Source organism: Agromyces humatus (assembly GCF_021228295.1).
Classification (GTDB): Bacteria; Actinomycetota; Actinomycetes; order Actinomycetales; family Microbacteriaceae; genus Agromyces; species Agromyces humatus.
Genome location: NZ_JAJQPD010000003.1, coordinates 439,100 through 456,731, shown reverse-complemented (window position 1 = coordinate 456,731; position 17,632 = coordinate 439,100). Strand labels below are relative to the sequence as shown.

15 protein-coding genes and 2 pseudogenes are annotated in these 17,632 nt (G+C 70.0%); 9 read left to right on the top strand and 8 right to left on the bottom strand.

Going from position 1 to position 17,632, the window contains the following annotated elements; genetic code table 11:
- Positions 1-7: 7 nt before the first annotated feature.
- Genes LSF15_RS07325 through LSF15_RS07315 form a run of 3 tightly spaced genes read right to left on the bottom strand, consistent with a single transcriptional unit; the run spans position 8 to position 4,121 of the window.
- The gene (locus LSF15_RS07325; RefSeq protein WP_232497865.1) at positions 8-2,059 is read right to left on the bottom strand and encodes a M13 family metallopeptidase; all 2,052 of its coding nucleotides are present in this window, start codon (positions 2,057-2,059) and stop codon (positions 8-10) included.
- A 30-nt stretch (positions 2,060-2,089) separates the two neighbouring features.
- Positions 2,090-2,788 (bottom strand): potassium channel family protein, encoded by a 699-nt coding sequence (locus tag LSF15_RS07320; protein ID WP_232497864.1) that lies wholly within the window; start codon positions 2,786-2,788, stop codon positions 2,090-2,092.
- Positions 2,781-4,121: a TrkH family potassium uptake protein gene (locus LSF15_RS07315; RefSeq protein ID WP_232497863.1), complete on the bottom strand. Its 1,341-nt coding sequence runs from the start codon at positions 4,119-4,121 to the stop codon at positions 2,781-2,783. Before LSF15_RS07315 ends, LSF15_RS07320 begins: the two co-directional genes overlap by 8 nt.
- Before the next feature lie 180 nt (positions 4,122-4,301).
- On the opposite strand from LSF15_RS07315, the pseudogene LSF15_RS07310 reads away from it, so the two are divergent.
- The 5 genes and pseudogenes from LSF15_RS07310 to LSF15_RS07290 form a co-directional block, all read left to right on the top strand.
- Positions 4,302-4,493, top strand: a pseudogene (locus tag LSF15_RS07310) (YccF domain-containing protein); the annotation flags it as partial.
- The gene (locus LSF15_RS07305; protein WP_232497861.1) at positions 4,490-5,827 is read left to right on the top strand and encodes an MATE family efflux transporter; all 1,338 of its coding nucleotides are present in this window, start codon (positions 4,490-4,492) and stop codon (positions 5,825-5,827) included. The pseudogene LSF15_RS07310 and the gene LSF15_RS07305, both read left to right, overlap by 4 nt.
- A gap of 228 nt (positions 5,828-6,055) precedes the next feature.
- Entirely contained in the window at positions 6,056-6,799 is a 744-nt protein-coding gene (locus LSF15_RS07300) for a GOLPH3/VPS74 family protein (RefSeq protein ID WP_232497860.1), read from the top strand.
- Positions 6,800-6,833: 34 nt separating this feature from the next.
- Positions 6,834-7,241, top strand: a complete 408-nt coding sequence (locus LSF15_RS07295) for a RidA family protein (protein WP_232497859.1) — start codon at positions 6,834-6,836, stop codon at positions 7,239-7,241.
- A 125-nt stretch (positions 7,242-7,366) separates the two neighbouring features.
- Positions 7,367-7,840, top strand: a complete 474-nt coding sequence (locus LSF15_RS07290) for a DUF4260 domain-containing protein (RefSeq protein WP_232497858.1) — start codon at positions 7,367-7,369, stop codon at positions 7,838-7,840.
- Positions 7,841-7,904: 64 nt separating this feature from the next.
- On the opposite strand, the pseudogene LSF15_RS07285 reads toward LSF15_RS07290, so the two are convergent.
- The 4 genes and pseudogenes from LSF15_RS07285 to LSF15_RS07270 all read right to left on the bottom strand — a co-directional run.
- A pseudogene (locus LSF15_RS07285) lies at positions 7,905-8,045 on the bottom strand (type I methionyl aminopeptidase); the annotation flags it as partial.
- Positions 8,046-8,111: 66 nt separating this feature from the next.
- Complete coding sequence (locus LSF15_RS07280) at positions 8,112-8,780, bottom strand: alpha/beta fold hydrolase (protein ID WP_232497857.1); 669 nt, start codon at positions 8,778-8,780, stop codon at positions 8,112-8,114.
- 56 nt (positions 8,781-8,836) lie between these two features.
- On the bottom strand, positions 8,837-9,487 hold the full coding sequence (locus LSF15_RS07275; protein WP_232497856.1) for an NAD(P)H-binding protein: 651 nt from the start codon (positions 9,485-9,487) through the stop codon (positions 8,837-8,839).
- 209 nt (positions 9,488-9,696) lie between these two features.
- Positions 9,697-12,429, bottom strand: a complete 2,733-nt coding sequence (locus LSF15_RS07270; protein ID WP_232497855.1) for an ATP-binding protein — start codon at positions 12,427-12,429, stop codon at positions 9,697-9,699.
- A gap of 218 nt (positions 12,430-12,647) precedes the next feature.
- Between LSF15_RS07270 and LSF15_RS07265 the strand changes: the two genes are divergently transcribed.
- A complete protein-coding gene (locus LSF15_RS07265; RefSeq protein WP_232497854.1) occupies positions 12,648-13,544 on the top strand; it encodes an alpha/beta fold hydrolase in 897 nt (298 codons plus the stop codon).
- Between the two features lie 265 nt (positions 13,545-13,809).
- Positions 13,810-14,592 (top strand): helix-turn-helix domain-containing protein, encoded by a 783-nt coding sequence (locus tag LSF15_RS07260; protein WP_232497853.1) that lies wholly within the window; start codon positions 13,810-13,812, stop codon positions 14,590-14,592.
- Positions 14,593-14,785: 193 nt separating this feature from the next.
- Here LSF15_RS07260 and LSF15_RS07255 read toward each other — a convergent pair whose 3' ends face one another.
- Complete coding sequence (locus LSF15_RS07255) at positions 14,786-15,538, bottom strand: SDR family NAD(P)-dependent oxidoreductase (protein WP_232497852.1); 753 nt, start codon at positions 15,536-15,538, stop codon at positions 14,786-14,788.
- Between LSF15_RS07255 and LSF15_RS07250 the strand changes: the two genes are divergently transcribed.
- Both LSF15_RS07250 and LSF15_RS07245 read left to right on the top strand, forming a co-directional pair.
- A complete protein-coding gene (locus LSF15_RS07250) occupies positions 15,504-16,604 on the top strand; it encodes an AraC family transcriptional regulator (protein WP_232497851.1) in 1,101 nt (366 codons plus the stop codon). The two genes, LSF15_RS07255 and LSF15_RS07250, sit on opposite strands and share 35 nt — an antisense overlap.
- A gap of 27 nt (positions 16,605-16,631) precedes the next feature.
- Positions 16,632-17,630 carry a hypothetical protein gene (locus LSF15_RS07245; protein ID WP_232497850.1) on the top strand — a complete coding sequence of 333 codons (999 nt, stop codon included), beginning with the start codon at positions 16,632-16,634 and terminating at the stop codon, positions 17,628-17,630.
- The last annotated feature ends 2 nt before the right edge of the window (positions 17,631-17,632 follow it).

Here is a 17,632-nt window from a genome sequence, read left to right as displayed (position 1 = left end):
GACCGACCTACCAGATGGTGACGCGCTCGGCCGGGGTGAGCCAGAGCGCGTCACCGTCGTTCACGTCGAACGCCGCGTAGAACTCGTCGATGTTGCGCACGATCTGGTTGCAGCGGAACTCGTTGGGCGAGTGCGGATCGATCGCGAGCAGGCGGATGACCTCCTCGTCGCGGCCCTTCATCTGCCAGGCCTGTGCCCACGACAGGAAGAATCGCTGCGCCGCCGTGAGCCCGTCGATGACGGGCGCGTCGTCGACCGAGCCGCCGAGCGAGAGCGCGTACGCCTTCCAGGCGATCGCGAGACCGCCGAGGTCGCCGATGTTCTCGCCGATCGTGAGGGCACCGTTCACGCGATGAGCGGATGTCGCGGACGGGGCATCCGACTCGGTTCCCTCGCCTTCGTCGACCGAGCCCGCGTCGGTTTCGGCGTCAGCGTCGCGGTCGGCCAGCTGCTCGGGCACCAGGGCGTCGTACTGCGCGATGAGCGCCTTCGTGCGCTCCTCGAACGCCGCCCGGTCTGCCTCGGTCCACCAGTCGGTGAGGCGGCCGTCGCCGTCGTACTTCGAACCCTGGTCGTCGAATCCGTGGCCGATCTCGTGGCCGATGACCGCGCCGATCGCACCGTAGTTGGCAGCGGCGTCGCGCTCGGGCGTGAAGAACGGGTATTGCAGGATGGCGGCCGGGAACACGATCTCGTTGAAGCCGGGGTTGTAGTAGGCGTTGATCGTCTGCGGGGTCATGAACCACTCGTCGCGATCGATCGGCTTGCCGATCTTGCCCAGCTCGCGGTTGAACTCGAACTCGGCGGTCGCCCGCACATTGCCGACGAGGTCGTCGGCCGTGATCTGCAACGACGAGTAGTCGCGCCACTTCACCGGGAAGCCGATCTTGGGCGTGAACTTCGCGAGCTTGTCGAGCGCGCGTGCGCGGGTCTTCTTGCCCATCCAATCGAGCGCGGTGATCGACTGCCGGTAGGCCTCGACGAGGTTCGCGACCAGTTCGTCCATGGCCTCCTTCGCCGCGGGCGGGAAGTGCCGCTCGACGTAGATGTGGCCCACCGCCTCACCCATGGCGCCCTCGACGAGAGAGACGCCGCGCTTCCAGCGTTCGCGCATCTGCGGGGTGCCCGTGAGCGTGCGTCCGTAGAAGTCGAAGTTCGCCTCGACGAAGTCGTTCGAGAGGTAGGCGGCGCTCGAGCGGATCACCTGCCAGGCGAGCCAGTCCTTCCACGCCGCCAGCCGGTCTTCGGTGAGGAGCGCGCCGAGGCCGGCGACGAACGAGGGCTGGCGCACGACGACCTCGTCGAACGCGCCGCCCGGCACGCCCATGGCGTCACGCCAGAGGTTCAGATCGACGGATGACGCGGCCACGACCTCGTTCCAACCGGTGAGATTGTACGTCTTCTCACTGTCGCGGGATGCCACGTTGTCCCAGTGGGCTGCGGCGATGGCGGTCTCGAGGTCGAAGACGCGCACGGCGCGGTCGGCCGGGTCGTCGAGCTGGGCGAGTCCGAACATGCGCTCGAGGTGGGCGTTGTAGGCCGTGCGGATTCCGGCGAACCGCTCTTCGCGGAAGTAGCTCTCGTCGGGCAGGCCGATGCCGCCCTGCTCGACGAACACGAGATAGCGTTCGGGGTTGCCGGGGTCGTTGTCGACGAAGAGCTGGGCGAAGCCGGTGACGCCCTGGCGCTCGAGGCGGCCGAGGGTCCCGAGCAACGTCTCGACCGAGTTCACGAGCGAGACCTCCATGAGCTGCGCGGCGATCGGCGTCGCCCCCAGCAGTTCGGCGTGCTGCTCGTTCATGAAGCTCGCGTAGAGGTCGCCGACCTTGCGCGCCTCGGTGCCGGGCTCGGCCGACTGCGCCTCCTCGATGATCTCGCGCACGGCCTGCTCGGCCTCTTCGTGCAACACGAGGAACGAGCCGTACCGTGCCTTGTCGGCGGGGATCTCGGTGCGTTCGATCCATCGGCCGTTGACGTGGCGGAACAGGTCGTCCTGGGGGCGCACGGTCTCGTCGAGCTCGTCGTGCTGGATTCCGGAGGGCAGTGCGACGTCGGTCATCCCCACAGCCTATGCGCGGGCTGCCGCGACTCAGCGGAGCTGGGCGAAACTCTCAGCCCTCGGAGTCGGACCGACGACGAGCACGGTGTCGCCGGCGTGCAGCACCGTGTCGGCGTCGGCGTTCTGCCATGCCTGGTCGTCGCGCTTGAACGCGGCGATCGTGACACCGTGGGTCTTGCGCAGGCCGGTATCGCCGAGCCGCTGCCCGAGCAGCACGGTCGGCGCGGCGATCTTCACGAGTGCATAGCCCTGGTCGACCTCGATGTAATCGAGCGCGGCGCCGCGCACGAGGTGCGCGACCTTGCGGCCCATGTCCTTCTCGGGGTAGATGACGTGGTGCACGCCGAGCTGCTCGAGGATGAGGCCGTGGCGATCGTCGCCGACCTTCGCCCAGATGATGGGGATGTTGAGGCTCAACAGCACCGAGCACGTGAGGATCGAGGCCGAGATGTCGTCGCCGATCGCGACGACGACACGATCGAACTCATCGACGGCGAGCTGGCGCAGCGCCTCCTCCTTCGTGGAGTCCGCGCGGACGACCTGCGTGAGCCGGCCGTTCAGCGCCTGCACGAGGTCTTCGTCGACGTCGATGCCGAGCACATCGGTGCCGCCGGCCATGAGTTCGAGCGCCAGCGAACTGCCGAACCGCCCGAGGCCGATGACGGCGACCGAGTCGGCCTCGGCGATGCGCCGCGACGTGTCGGCGCCGAAGATCGCGAATCTAGCCAATTGCGGGCCTCTCCTTCGGGTATTCGTAGAGGATCCGGCGGTCGCGGAGTGCGATCGCCGAGCCCAGGGTCAACGGCCCGAGCCGGCCGAGGAACATGAGCAGCACGAGGACGACCTTCGCCGCGTCGGGCAGTCCGGGCGTGATGCCGGTCGAGAGCCCCACCGTGCCGAACGCCGACACCGCCTCGAAGAGCAGCCGGTCGAGGTCGAGTCCGGTGATGAGCATCAGCACAACCGTCGCGACGACCACGGCCGCGACCGCCAGGAGCACGACGGTGATCGCCTGACGGTGCACCGCGCGCGAGAGCCGCTTGCCGAAGATGTTCACCGCCCCCTCCCCGCGGAGCTCGGTCATCATGATGAAGAACAGCACGGCGAACGTGGTCAGCTTGATGCCGCCGGCCGTGCCCGCGGGGCCGCCGCCGATGAACATCAGCACGTCCATGCCGAGCCAGGTCTCGTCGTGCATCAGGCCGATGTCGACCGAGTTGAAGCCCGCCGTGCGGGTCTGCACCGAGTGGAAGAACCCCGCCAGCACGCGCGCAGCAGGGTCGAGTCCGCCGAGCGTCTCGGGGTTGTTCCACTCGATCGCGGTGATGTACACGGTGCCGGCGACGAGCAGGGTCACGGTGCCCGTCAGTACGAGCTTGGTGTTCATCGTCCAGTGCAGCGGGCGGGTGAACTCCTTGCGGAGCTGCATGATCACCGGGAAGCCGAGGCCGCCGAGAATGGTCGCGGCGGCCATCGGCAGGCAGATCCACGGATCGCTCACGAACCCGATGAGGTTGTCGGTGTAGAGCGCGAACCCGGCATTGTTGAACGACGACACCGAGTGGAACGCGGCATGCCACGCGGCCTCGCCGACCCCGTAGCCGTACCCCAGCATGAACCGCGGGAACAAGAGCACGAAGACCGCGGCCTCGATCGTGAGCGAGATCAGCACGATGCCCCTCACGAGCCCCCGGACGTCGTCGAATCCGACCGCCTTCGCCTCGCTCGCCGTATTGAGGCGCGACCGCACCGACATGCGGCGCGCGAGCAGCAGGCCGATCAGGGCGGCGAAGATCATGATGCCGAGCCCGCCCAGCTGGATCAGCAGCATGATGACGACCTGCCCGAACGGGCTCCAGAACGTGGGGGTGTCGAGCACGGTGAGGCCCGTCACGCAGACGGCCGAGGTCGCGGTGAACAGCGCGTCGACGAACGACGGCGACTCGCCGGCGGCCGTCGAGATGGGCAGCATCAGCAATACGGTGCCGACCAGCACGGCGGAGCCGAAGCCCACCACCACGGCCTGCTCGGGGTGCAGCCGGAATGCCCTGCGGCGAGACATCCGCCGCCCTGTTCGCAGCCTCGTGCCAGTGCTCACCACGCAACAGTAGTCCGCACCGATCGCCTGCGGGTGAGCGGATGTCCCACCGGAGCCTGCAGCGCGAGCGAGGCGCCACGACGATGGCGTGATTGGATGGGTGATGCGATGAAGACCCTCCTCAATGTCATCTGGCTCGTGCTCTCGGGTGTCTGGTCGTTCCTCGGCAACATCCTGTGGATCATCCTGGCCGGATGGTGGCTCGCGCTCGAACACCTCATCACCGGACTCCTGCTCTGCATCACGATCATCGGGATCCCGCTCGGCATCGCGAACTTCAAGATGGTGCCGATCTCGCTGCTGCCGCTCGGCAAGGAGATCGTCGAGCGCGCATGAGCACCGCGCTCGCCCGACGCGCCGTCGATCGCGACATCCTGCGGCTGGCGGTGCCCGCGCTCGGCGCGCTCATCGCCGAGCCGCTGTTCCTGCTCGCCGACACCGCGATGATCGGACACCTCGGGGCGACGCCGCTCGCGGGGCTCGGCCTCGCGAGCGCGATCCTGCAGACGATCATCGGGCTCATGGTCTTCCTCGCCTACGCGACGACGCCGGCCGTGGCGAGGCGCGTCGGCACGGGCGATCGCCGCGGCGCGGTCGCGGCGGGAATCGACGGTCTCTGGCTGGCGCTCGGCCTCGGCGCGGTGCTCGCCGTAGCGGGCTGGTTCGCCGCTCCCCTGCTGGTCGGCGTGTTCGGCGCTGCGAGCGACGTCGCCGCCGAGGCATCCGTGTACCTGTCGATCTCGATGGCCGGGCTGCCCGCCATGCTCGTGGTCTTCGCGGCGACCGGGCTGCTGCGCGGCCTTCAGGACACGCGAACGCCGCTGTGGGTCGCCGGCATCGGCTTCACCGTGAACATCGCGCTGAACTTCGTGTTCATCTACGTGCTGGGCTGGGGCATCGCCGGATCGGCCTGGGGCACGGTCGTCGCGCAGTGGGGCATGGTGCTCGTCTACGTCGTGGTCGTCGGGCGCCACGCGGCGAGCGCGGGGGCGAGCCCGTGGCCGCATCACGCCGGCGTCCTGCGCGGGGCGCGGTCGGGCGGGTGGCTGTTCCTTCGCACCGCGAGCCTGCGGGCGGCGCTGCTGCTGGCCACGTGGGCCGCGACCTCGCTCGGATCCGACGAACTCGCCGCGTTCCAAGTCGCGATGACCATCTACTTCACCATCGCGTTCGCGCTCGACGCGCTCGCCATCGCCGCGCAGGCGCTCGTCGGCCTCGGGCTCGGCGCGGGCGATGTCGACCGGGTGCGCGTCGTGCTGCGCCGTTGCCTGCAGTGGGGCGTCGGCGTCGGCGTGGTCGTCGGGGCACTCGTCGCCGCGACGGCCTGGGTGCTGCCCGCACTGTTCACGAGCTCGGCCGACGTACAGGCGCTGCTGCCGCCGACGCTCGTCGTGCTCGGGGTCTCGGCGCCGCTCGGCGGGCTCGTGTTCGTGCTCGACGGCGTGCTCATCGGCGCCGGCGACGCGCGATACCTCGCCTGGACCGGTCTCGTCAACCTCGCGGTGTTCGTGCCCCTCGCGTCGTGGGTCGTGGTCGTCGCGCCGCCGGGCGCGGCCGGGCCGGCGTGGCTGATGGCGGCCTTCGCGATCGGGTACCTCGCCGCACGCGGCGTCACCCTCTGGCTGCGGGCGCGCGGTTCGGCATGGATGGTGACGGGCGCTCCCGCCTAGGTGCGGCTCTCAGGACGGCTCCGCCGCGGGAGAAGCCGACCGGGCGGTCGCCGCGGGTGACGATGCGATCACCGGCGCGGGTGGCTGAGAGTCTCCTGGTCCGACTTGACCATGTTCCGTGAACACGGTCTTCACTCGGAGTCATGAATCGCATCGAGAACCCCGTTCTCAACGTTCGGGGTCTCGCCATCCCGACCCCGTTCATCGACTGACGAAGGAGACACGACGATGACCGATGGACCTGATGACGAGCAGCCCACCCGCGAGGAACTCCGCACTCCGGCCGAACTGCGCCGGGCCGGCGAGCCCACGCTCGCCGAAGACCTCCTGCTCCTCCTCTTCCAGCCCCGCTCAGGCACGATCGCGGGCGAGAACCACCTGTTCTACGTGCTCGCCGGCGCGGTACTCGCGGATCTCGCGCTCCGCGGCCACGTCAGGTCCACCGCCACCCGGACCGGATCCATGGTGGTGCACGCCGTCGAGGACCGCGTCCCGGCCGACGACACTCTCCACTCCACGTGGGCCTACGTGTCCGAGAAGCCCCGAGGCGTGCAGACCGTGCTCGCGGCGACCGGCCCCCGGCTGCGAGCGCCGCTGCTGGCGCGGCTCGTCGAGCGCGGCGACATCCGCGAGGAGGCTCGCACGGCGCTCGGACTGTTCGATACGACCGCGCTCGTGGAAGGCCGAACCGGGCGGCGCGCCGATCTGCTGCAGCGCGTTCGCGACGTGCTCGTCGACGGCGTGGAACCGCAGCCTCGCATCGCGGCGCTCGCGGCCCTGATCTCGGGGAGCGGGACGTTGCCCCAGTTCTACCGCGACATCCCGTGGAGCACGCCGGTGATCACGCGCGCGAAGCAACTCGAGCAGGGCAACTGGGGGGCCGGCGCCACCGCCGAAGCGGTCGCGCGCACCGTGACCGCCATCGTCGTCAGCAACGTGATCATCGCCGCGACCGTCCTGCCCCGAATCTAGCCCCCGAATCCCGCACTCAACGAAGGAGCAACACATGCCCGTGCAACTCAGCCACCCCGATGGATTGCTTCAGCAATCCGACTACGCGCCGGTCGCCGTGGGAACGGGATCCCGTCTCGTGCTGCTCGCCGGACAGGTGGCCGTCACCGCCGCCGGCGACGTCACCTCCACCGATCTGGCGGGACAAGTCCACTCCGCGCTGCAGAACGTGGCCACCGGGGTCAGAGGCGCCGGAGGCGACGTCAGCGACATCGCGCGACTGACCGTATACGTCGTCGACTGGACTCCCGAGATGGCGGCCCGACTCATGGACGGCATCGCTCGCGCACAGGAGTCCGACGGCTACAGCACCCCGATGCCACCCCTCACCCTGATCGGGGTCCAAGGCCTGTGGAGCCCCGGGCTCCTGGTCGAGATCGAAGCCGCAGCGGTCCTCGCCTAGGCGCCGGCTCTCGCCTAGGCACCGGCTCTCGACGGATCCTCCGGCTCGCGAACCGATGATCCCGTGAACCGGCCGAGCCTCAGCGCTCCGCACCCATTGCCGACCACGACCGAAGGGCGACGAACATGAGCACCTCCACCGATGCGACGGCACCGCGCGACGACACGCGCGACGGTGTGAACGCCGTGCAGCGGCTCGAGGGCGGGATGATCACCGCTCTGTCGATCACGGCGACGCTGATCATCGACCCCGCCTTGTGGTGGATGCCGCTCGCGACCTTCCTCCTGTTCGATCTCTCGATGCTCGGGTACGTTCGATCGCCGGCCGCGGGAGCGATCACCTACAACCTCGTCCACAACTACGCCGGGCCGGCCGCGCTCGGCGTGGTCGCCCTCGCCCTCACGGCGACCGGAGCGCTGCCCGCGCTCGCGACCTGGAGCGGGATCATCGCCTCCGCCTGGGCGTTCCACGTCGGGGTGGACCGCATGCTCGGCTACGGGCTGAAGCTGCCGGACGCATTCGGACACACGCACATGGGCTGGATCGGACGGCGACCGGAGCGTCGCGTCTCAACCGCCTCGAACACGCGAGCCGGCTAGCACCGAGAGGCGGTGGACGACACGTCGGTGAACGTTGCCGTTCGGACGCGAACGAGGAGACGAGGGACGGCGAGGTGAGGATCTGCGCGCCGGTCTCGGTGATTGCGATGGTGTGCTCGGTGTGCGCCGTTCGACAGCCGGACGCGCTGCGCAGGGTCCAGCCGTCGGCATCCGTCACGCGTCGGTCGGTGTCGGCCATGACCCACGCCGGTCCGTCCTGCCTCGGCCACTTCAGCGGAGTTCAGGGTCTCGATCACGACCTCCCCGGCCCTCAGAAGCCGCCCCGCCAGTCGCGGATGAGTCGTGCGACGTCGTCGAGGTGGGACTCCAACAGGAAGTGGCCTGCGTCGATGAGCTCGACGCGCGCCGCCGGAGCGTCGCGCAAGAAGGCCTTCGCCCCGGCGGCGTCGAAGATCTCGTCGTTCCTGCCCCACACCGCCAGGACCGGTGTGCCGGAGTCGGGGCGGAGGTTCTGCTCGTTCTGCTCGGACGGGTCGGCGCCGTAGGCCCAGATCGGCTCCCAGAACTCCGGCACGAATCCGTCCTCGTAGGCGTTGCCGTTCTGGGAGATGGCGCCCTCGACGGCAGCGGGGTCTGCCAGCGCGAGCCGCCACGCGATCGGTGCGCCGTAGTCCTGGACGTAGACCGTGTACTCGGCGACGCCGAGTTCGCTGAGGAATGCCCGGGTCACGTCGGCGAGGGCGTCGAAGGTGTACTCGAACTCGTCGACGGTGGTGGCCGAGGAGCGGCCGAACCCGATGTGATCGGGCGCGATCACCCGGTAGGTGTCGGCGAGCGCGGGAATCAGATGCCGGAACATGTGGGAACTCGTCGGATACCCGTGGAGCAGGAGCAGCACGGGAGCGTCCGGCGGCCCGGACTCGCGGTAGAACACCTCGAGCCCACGAACCATGACGGTGCGGTGATGTGTGGCAGGCATGGAGCGCCTCCTTCGTTCGTCGTCCCGGATGGGCGGGGATCGGGCGTTCGAGTCGATCAGCGGATGTTCGCACGGACGGCGTGGACGATCGGCGTCGGACCCTGAGTGAGCTCGAGGATCTGCCGGCGTATCCGGGGCTCATGGAGCAGCTCTGCCAGCGTGGCGGCGACGTCTTCGCGCGACACCTCGTCGTGCGGCTGTGCAGGACCGAGCGAGATCGTTCCGGTGCCGGCGCGATCGACGAGCATGGACGGCCGGAGGATGAGCCAGTCGAGGTCGCTCGAACTGACGGTGACGTCGACGAGCTTCTTCACCGCGAAGTAGAACTCCTCGTCGTCGTCGACGGGCCGCCCACGCGCGGCCTCGGGGAGCACCGACACCAGCGCGAAGCGGTTCACGCCCGCCAGGCGCGTCGCCTCGAGGGCTCGCACGGCGCCCTCACCGTCGATCGCTGCTGTGACGTCGCGAGCACCTCCGTTCGATCCGGCGGTGTACACGACGGCGTCGATCCCCTCGAACATGGATGCCAGCGAATCGGCGGTCAGGTCCGCGAGTTCAGCGACGCGCGCAGCAACCCCTCTCGTCGAGAGTTCGGCTCTCTGCTCGTCACGTCGCACCAGGCCTGAGACCTCATCGCCCCAGTCGATCAGGTTCCGCGCCAGCAGCCCTCCGACGGCGCCGCTGACGCCGATGATGAACACCTTCATCGAGTGCTCCGTCCGTCGCGCTGCGCGTGCCGGGAGCGGTCGCCGGTTGCGGTCGTCATGGGCCTCCCTGGGGTGCGGGTCCTCAGGCTCGCATCAGCGACGGCGGGTTCGCGTCGGTAGCGGACCCCTATGTGCAGTCCGGCGCACCCCACCTGCACGAATGAACACGCCGCATCGACGTCGCAGCAGACCGGGACGGAGCGGCCGACTCAGGGAAGGGGCAGCTCCCGGAGTTGGCGCCGGGAGGTGATGCCGAGCTTTCGGAAGATGGTGCGCAGGTGGGCTTCGATCGTGCGCGGGCTCAGGAACAGCTGCGCGCCGACCTCCCGAGAGGTCGCCCCGGTGGCCACCAACCGTGCGATGTGCTGCTCGTGCGCGGTGAGCGCGTCACTCGGCTGCGCGGTCCGCTTGCGCGGATGCTCCCCGGTGGCGGCCAGTTCACGGGCGGCACGCGCGGCGAACGCCTCGGCGCCCATGTCCGACAGCATCTCGTGGGCGGTGCGGAGCTGCTCGCGGGCGTCCTGACGTCGCCCCTCGCGTCGCAGCCATTCGCCGTACAGGAGGTGGGCACGGGCGGCTTCGCCGGCGATCAGGGACCCCCCGAGGTGGGCTATCGCCTCGCGGTAGTGCTCTTCGGCCTCGGGGCCGGTGATCGTCAACGCTCGGGAGCGTGCCTCGAGGCCGAGGGCCCACGACGTGCCGCAGGCACGCGCTCGCACGCTCAGCCGATCGAGGGCGAGCGCCGCGCGCTCGGGGTCACCCGCACGAACGGATGCCTCGATGAGCTCGGGCAGGGCGACGCTGCTGATCGACAGCTCAACGGAGTCGCACGCAGTCCGGGCCGGCTGCTGTGCGGCCGAGTACTCGCCGAGCCCGTTGTGGAGCACCGCCAGCGCGTACTGGGCCAAGGCGACATCCGTGCCCTCGTCGGGGTAACTGACATCCCGGAACGTCATGTCGTTCAGCTCGGTCGCCGCTGCCCGGTCGCCACGCCACGCAGCCAGGATGATGTGGGCGTGGCGCAGCATCACGCCGCCGATCGACTCCGTGATCGCCGTCGCCTCGGCGGTCAGCTCGCCGGCGCGGGCGAGCTGCCCGCTGATGATCAGGACGTTGGCGTGAAAGCTCAGTGCCGAGGGGAGCCCGGCCATCGCACCATCGGCACGCGCGAGGTCGACGTTGCAGGTCGCAAGCTCGTGAGCGAGATCGTCATCGAAGATGCCGACGGCGACTCGGCCCGCCAACCACAGCCACGGCCGGCTCCGGTCGTCCGGCACCGCGTCCTCGCGCGCGGCGTCACGCAACGCCTCCAGCGCGGACCGGAGCCGAGGCACGCCTGCCTCGTACCCGCGGACCATGGTCACCGCCAGCCCGTCCAAGAGCTGGTCCACCGGTCGCGCCGGCATCCCCGGCGAGACCGCGGCGAGGCACCGGTCCGCGATGGTTGCCGCAACTGAGCCGCCGTTGATGATCGCCGCATCGAGTGCGTGGAGGTAGGTCTCGCGAGACAGCGCGGGGTCCAGTGGGGCGAGCGTCGTGGCGGCATCCAGGAGCATTCCCGGCACCTCCGGGCCGCGCGTCAGGTGGAACGCGATCTGGGCGCGCAGCAGCGCGAGTCGTGCTCGCTCCAGCGGGTCGAGCGGCCCGGCCGCCGCGACCGCGAGAAGTTCGAGTGCCGCCTCCGACGCGCCCGCCTCCTGCTTGGCATGTGCGGCCTCCAACGCGCGCCTCGTCCGGTCGGAAGGCTCGGGCGTCAGCTCCGCCGATCGTTGGAGGAACGCGCCGGCGGCGGCGATCCCGCCACGGGAACGCGCCCGCCCGGCCGAGCGCTCGAGCTCGGCGGCGACCTCCTCGTCGGTGCCCACCACCGCATGGGCGCTGTGCCACGCCCGCCGGTCGGGGTCGACCTGCGGGTCGGTGGCATCGGCCAGCGCACCGTGCGCGCGACGCCGGTCGGGGAGCGTCGCGGCCTGGTAGACCGCGGAGCGCACCAGCGGATGACGGAACCGCACCCGGGTGTCGATCTCGAGCAACCCGGTGTCCTCCGCCGGCGTGGCCGCCTCTCGGGGAATCCCCAGCTGCGCGGCCGCGCGCCACAGGAGTGCGACGTCGCCGGTCGGCTCGGCCGCCGCGACCAGGAGAAAGAGCCGCGTCTCGGTCGGCAGGCTGCCGGAGCGTCGTCGGAAGCTCTCCTCGATGCGGTTCGGAACGCCGAGACCCTCGGGCAGTTCGAACCCGCCGGCTCGTCGTGCCGGCTGCCAGCTCAGAGGAAGCTCCAGCAGCGCCAGGGGGTTCCCGCGCGCTTCGGCGACGATCCGATCGCGTACCCGGTCGTCCAGCGGCGTGCGGACGGCGCCCGCAAGCAGTTCCCGCGCATCACGCTCGCCGAGCCCGCCCAGGCGCAGCTCGGGCAGTCCGGCGAATGCGGGCGCCTCGCCGTCGGCCTGGTCGCGCGCACCGAGCACCAGGGCGATCCGTTCGGCCGCGAGCCGACGCGCGACGAACGCAACCACCTGGGCGGATGCCTCGTCCAGCCATTGCGAATCGTCGACGAAGCAGAGCAGCGGCGCTTCCTCGGCGACCTCGGCCAACAGGTTGAGGGTGGCCAACCCGACCAGGAACCGGTCCGGCGCGACGCCGCCCCGTCGTCCGAACGCGACCCCGAGGGCGGCCTGCTGCGGTTCGGGCAGGGCATCGGCACGATCGAGCAACGGCGCGCACAACTGGTGCAGGCCGGCGAACGCGAACTGCGACTCAGCCGCCACGCCGGTCGAGGACTCGACCCGGAAGCCTGATGAGCCGGCCGCATCACGAGCGTGTTCGAGCAGCGCCGTCTTTCCGATCCCGGCTTCGCCCCGAACGACGAGCGCCCCGCTTCGCCCGGCCCGCGCCCGGGACAGGAGCATCTCGACCGCGTCGCGCTCGGCGCGTCGGCCCAACATCTCCGCCAGAGTCGCTCCCCTCGGAACATCGGTTGCTTACGCAATTGTCACCGACGCGAACGACCCGCACCAGGCGAAACCGACTTCGCGCGACCTGCCAGGTCATCGGGGCTTCTACCGACGCGAAGACAGCGGCCCCGATGGGACCCTGACGGCAGGACCAGGACCGGCGAAGACGGTCTCGGTCGGAACCGCCCCCGCGAACGAAGGAAGAGACCATGGGATACATCGCCGTCGGGAACGAGAACAGCACCCCGATCGAGCTCTACTACGAGGACCAGGGAGCCGGACAGCCCGTCGTCCTGATCCACGGATATCCGCTGAACGGCCACAGCTGGGAGCTCCAGACGCGCGAACTGCTCGCGGCCGGGTACCGGGTCATCACCTACGACCGGCGCGGCTTCGGCCGCTCGTCGAAGGTCGGGTCGGGGTACGACTACGACACGTTCGCCGCCGACCTGGACATCCTGCTGACGACGCTCGACCTCCGGGACGTCGTCCTCGTCGGATTCTCGATGGGTACGGGCGAGCTCGCCCGTTACGTCTCGCGCTACGGCCACGAGCGAGTCGCGAAGCTCGCGTTCCTCGCCTCGCTGGAGCCCTTCCTCCTTGCACGCGACGACAACCCCGATGGCCTGCCCCGGGAGGTCTTCGACGGCATCGAGTCGCAGGCGACGGGTGACCGCTACGCGTGGTACACGAAGTTCTTCTCCGACTTCTACAACCTCGACGAGACCCTCGGCAGCCGGATCAGCCAGGAGGCGGTCACCGCCAGCTGGAACGTCGCGATCTCCAGCGCACCCGTCGCCGCCCACGCCGTCGTCTCCTCGTGGATCGAGGACTTCCGCGGCGATGTCGAGGCGGTACGCGCCAGCGGCAAGCCGGCGCTGATTCTGCACGGCACCGCCGACCGGATCCTCCCCATCGACGCAACCGCGCGCCGCTTCCGCCATGCACTGCCCGAAGCACGGTACGTCGAGGTCGAGGGCGCCCCGCACGGGCTGCTCTGGACGCACGCCGACGACGTCAACGTGGCCCTCCTCGCCTTCCTCGGCGCGACTCACGACGAGGGCACCGTCCTCGACGAGCTCGGCGCGGCGGTCGCCGCGCGCTGACCGATTCGTATCGGGAAGGAACGCACTGATGAGAGAGCAGTCGCCTGCGACGCAGGCTCCCGGGCGGCGCGGTGAAGCGAGGCGGCGCGTCGCTCGGTGCAGTCGATCCCGGACCGGTCCTCGATCTGCGACAGACGACCAGGGCACCCGTTGCGCGGGCGGCATCAGCCTCGCTGCCGTGCTCGGCGGCACCGTGCTGAGGTGGGGAAGGAGAACCGACGGGACCCTGATCCGACGAACAGCAGGCGGCACGTAGGGAGGAATCATGGCCTGGAGTACGCGAGAGCTCGCCGAACTGTCGGGGACGACGGTCAACACGATCCGGCACTATCACCGGCTCGGCCTGCTGGACGAGCCCGATCGCCGATACAACGGCTACAAGCAGTACGGGGTGCGAGATCTCGTGCGCCTGCTGCGGATCCGGCGGCTGGCCGAGCTCGGCGTGCCGCTCTCCCAGATCGGGCAGGTCAGTTCGGGCGATGCGAGCACACCCGACGCGTTGCGGGAACTGGACGCGGAACTCGCAGCGAACATCGAGCGCCTGGAGCAGGCGCGAGCCGACATCGCGGCGATCCTGCGCGAAGACGCTCCCGCCGATGCGCCCCCCGGGTTCGCATCCGTCGCGTCGCATCTCTCGGAAGCCGACAGCTCGATCATCCACATCTACACGCAGTTCTACGACGACGATGCGATGGCCGATGTGCGTCGCATGGTGGAGGTGGATGCCGAGACCGCTGCGGTCGGGGCCGAGATCAACGCGCTCGCCGCAGACGCGGACGAGGCGACCCGGCAACGGCTCGCCGAGCGGCTCGCGCCGACCCTGCTGCAGAACCTGATCGAGTATCCGTGGCTCTCGGACCCGGTGGGGCGCCTGTCGAAGAGCGAGCACGTGACGCGGGAGACGTTCATCGAGGCGGTGGCGGAGCTGTACAACCCCGCCCAGATCGACGTGCTCGCACGCGCCGGCATCCTCGCGAACGAGCGCTTGGCGGCGCACCGCGCGACGGCCGACGACGCCGCGCAGCCGGCGCAGGCCGGCGCGGCTTGACCCGGTTCCGACAACGCAGTTTCTCTCGAGAACGCGAACGAGACCACCGGAAGCCGTTCCGCACCAAACAAGGGAATCCCCCATGAATGGACCGCTCCGCCGTGTCCTGGGGCCGGGTTCGGCCGATGCCGCCGAGCAGCCCGAGGTCGTTCCGGAGAACGGGACGTGCTCGCAGTCTCGGCCGGACCGGCGATCAGATCTGGTTCGTGCCGCCGTCGACGGCGAGGTTCGAGCCGACGACGTAGCTGCTCTGCTCCGAGGCCAGGAACGCCACGACCGCGGCGGCCTCCTCGGGCTGACCCATGCGGCCCTTCGGCACGGTCGCGGCGACCGTCTCCTTGACTGCCCGGGCGGTCGCCTCGTCGCCGAATGCGGCGGTTCCGCCGGGGGTCTCGATCCAGGCGGGCGAGACCACGTTGACCCGGATGCCGCGGCCCTTGAGTTCCGTGGACCACGTCCGTGCGAACGATCGGACGGCCGCCTTCGACGCCGCGTACGCGCCGAACCCCTCGACGCCACGGTCGCCGGCGGTCGAACCCACCAGCACGATCGAGGCCCCGTCGTTGAGCAACGGCAATGCCTTCTGCACGGTGAACAACGTGCCTCGGACATTGACCGCGAAGGTCTGGTCGAAGTGCTCCTCGCTGGTCCGCTCCAGTGTCACGAACCCACCGATTCCGGCGTTCGCGACGAGCACGTCCACGCCTCTGCCCCGCGCTCGGACTGCGTCGTAGAGCCGGTCCAGGTCCTCCGGCCTCGAGACGTCGCCGACGACGGCGGTGGCCCGGTCGGCGCCGATGGTCGCGACGGCGGCCTCCAGTTCGGCCGCGCGCCGGCCGGTGACGAACACGTAGGCGCCTTCGTCCGCGAGTCGTACGGCCGTGGCCAGACCGATCCCGCTGCTTCCTCCGGTGATCACCGACGTCTTGCCATCCAGCTGTCCCATATGGGTGTCTCCATCACTCTCTGTGTCGATCAGGTCAACATCGATCCTGCCGGACTCGTGGCGTATGATCCATAAACCAGAGTCCACAATTCTTTACGTATCGTCCGAAGGGTGCATCATGCTCGGATTCGCGGATCCAGTGGCCGACACGATCGGCATGCTCCGGCCCCGCACCGAGGTCTGGCCGAGCCTTCGCGCCGCCGGAACCTGGGCGTTGCGCTTCGACACGTTCCCGCACGTGCGGATCGGCGGGCTCGTGCGCGGTTCGTGCTGGTTGATCCTCGAAGGGCACGAGCCGGTTCTCCTCGAAGAGGGCGACACCTTCCTGCTGGGGAACCCGCCGCCGTTCGTCCTGGCCGGCACGCTCGACGCGAGCCCGCGCCCTGCGGAGCGAGTGTGGGCGGCGGTCGACAACGGCTCCGTGCGGATCGGCCCCGAGTCGGAAGAGGACCTCCACCTCTGCATCGGGCACATCGCGTTCGACGACAGGAACGCGGCGCTCCTCACCGACCTGCTGCCGCCGCTCGTGATCGTCCGCGAATCCGATCCCCACGGTCGGCGGCTGGCGCAGCTGATCGACCTCCTGGCCACCGAGGTCGGCGCCGCCGCCGCCGGCGGCCCGCTGGTGCAGAGCCACCTCGCACAGATCCTGCTCGTGCACATGCTGCGCGCGCACGCCGCTCAGACCGACCGGCCCACGGGCTGGCTGGGTGCCCTGAACGAGGATGGCATCGGTTCAGCCCTGCGCGCCGTGCACGCCGACGTGGCTCACCCCTGGAGCCTCAAGGAACTCGCCGAGATCAGCCACATGTCGCGTTCCGCGTTCGCCCAGGCCTTCAAGCGCCACGTCGGGGTCCCGCCGTTGGAGTACCTGATCCACTGGCGCATGAGCCTCGCTCGCGACGCCCTCGCGCGCGACGCCCTGTCGATCTCCGAGCTCGCACAGGCCACGGGCTATCTGTCCGAGAGCGCGTTCAGCACCGCGTTCCGCCGCGTGGTGGGCTCATCGCCCGCACAGTTCCGGAGCCAGGCGCGGCAGCCGCGCGCGGCCGCGATCGGAAACTGACAGGGCGCGAGCCCCTGGGAGGAGCCGATGCAGGAGTCAGTGCTACTCGATCCGGCGGAGGAGAACGCCTACCGGCTGCTCGTCGGCCTCGCCGTCGCGCGCGCCGACCAGTTGGCCGACGTCGCAGGTCACACGGCCGAGCAGGCCGGCGACCTCCTGCGCAGGCTGGAGGCGAAGGGCCTCGTCGTCCGGTACGGCGATGATCCGGTCTTCCGCCCGCAACCGCCTGACGTTGCGCTCGGCACCGCCCTGCTTCGGCGTCAGGAGTCGCTGGAGGGCGACCGTCGGCTCGTGGCCGGGCTGAGCGAGGAGTTCCGCGCCGTCGCCCGTCGCCGCGACGCCGACCACGTGGTCGAGGTGGTCGTCGGAGCCGGGGCGCTGCGCGAGCGGCTGCGCGACCTGCAGCAGTCCGCTCGCGAGGAGATTCTCTGGTTCTGTCGGGCCAACCCGCTCGCCATGCAGGGCGCCGACAACACCGAGGAACGTGACGCCCTTGCCCGTGGCGTCCGCTACCGGGCGGTCTACGAGCGTGCACTGCTGGAAGGACCCGGTGAGCTCGACAGCGTGCTCGAGGGCATCGGCTGGGGCGAGGAGGCGCGGGTCGCACCCGCTCTCCCGATCCGGCTCGCGATCGTCGACCGGCGCACTGCCATCTGTCCGTTGATCCACGACCAGGAGCGCGGACTCGGCGAGCCGAGCGCGGCAGTGATCCGAGGCGGCGAACTGCTCAACGCGCTGCTCGATCTGTTCGAGGGTCACTGGGCGCGGGCCAGCCCGCTCCCGCGCACCGGTGTCGCCGAGAGCGACGACAGAACCGGCACCCCCGGAGAGCTCGACGGGATCGGCGACGCGGAGCGCCTGCTGCTCTCGCTCCTCGTCGCCGGGACCCCCGACAAGTCGATCGTGACCCAGCTCGGTATCAGCCGGCGCACCGTGCAGCGCCGCCTCGACCGGCTGATGGCGATCGCGGGCGTCGACACCCGCACCGCGCTCGCCTATCAGGCGGCGCGGCGCGGGTGGCTCTGACT